Annotated in this window: 1 pseudogene; it reads left to right on the forward strand. The window is 75.2% G+C overall.

What is annotated here, in order from left to right:
* Positions 1–1,165 (forward strand): annotated as a pseudogene (locus tag ACFFNX_RS50610) (hypothetical protein); the annotation flags it as partial.

Genomic DNA, 1,165 nt, shown 5'->3' on the forward strand with positions numbered 1-1,165 from the left:
CGGCGCGAGCAGCTCTGGCGGCGCGCCTTCGGCACGATGATCGCCCGCCCGGAGGGCGAGGCGGCCACGGCCGAGCACGCGCTGCGCCTGGGCGCCGACATCGAGGCGACCCGCCTGCTCGACCTGGGCCTGCGGCAGATGTCGGCCGCGCTCGCCGCCGACGACCGCACGCTGCCCACGGTGTACGGCGTGCACCTCGGCGCCGACAGCCTCGACCTGTGGATCGCCCCGGCCGACCGCAACCCGCCCGCGCCCTGGCAGGAGTACGACAACGGCCAGGTGTGGCGGCTGACCTCGGCCGCGCTCGACGGCATGGCCACCGCCGACTTCGCCGACGTGCTCGCGCCGTACCCCGGCCTGGTCTCCATCGGCACCAACGAGACCGGCCGGATCCTCGTCGACCTCGAGGCGGCGCACGGCCTGATCGCACTGCACGGCCCCGACGACGTACGCCGCGCGGTCCTCGCCGCAGTCGCCGTCGAACTCGCCACCAACCGCTGGTCGGACCACATGCGGATCACGCTGGTCGGCTTCGATGAGGAGCTGGCGCTGGTCGCGCCCGACCGCATCCGCGTCGTGCGGTCGCTGGCCGAGGCACTGCCCGAGCTGGAGGGGCGGAGCGAGGAGGTACGCCAGGCGCTCGAGGCCTCCGGCGCCGACTCCGTGCTGACCGGCCGCTGCCGTGGGGTGTTCGGCGAGGCGTGGATGCCGCACTACCTGATCATGGCCGAGCCGCCCGCGCCGGAGGAGGCCGAGCGGCTCGTGGCGCTCGCCCGTACCGGCCAGCGCATGGCGGCCGGTTACATCGTGGCCGGCGACACCCCGGGCGCGACCTGGACCTGGGACGTCGCCGCCGACGGCCGGCTGCGCGCCGGTGTGCTCGGGTTCGACGTCGACGCTCAGCTCGTGCCCGAGCCGCACTACCGCGCGGTCGTCGTGCTGTTCCGCACCGCCGGACGCACCGAGGGAGTGCCGTACGGCGACCCGGACGACCCGCCGCCGGCGACGCCGCCGGGCGGCGAGACGCAGCCCGCGGTCGACATCCGCCTGCTCGGCCCGATCGAGATCGACGCGCCCGAGCCGCTCGACGAGAGCCGTCGCCAGATCTGCACCGAGGTGCTCGTCTATCTCGCGACGCACAGCGAGGGCGTGCACCCGACCGTGC

The organism is Actinoallomurus acaciae, from assembly GCF_042429965.1.
GTDB lineage: Bacteria > Actinomycetota > Actinomycetes > Streptosporangiales > Streptosporangiaceae > Actinoallomurus > Actinoallomurus acaciae.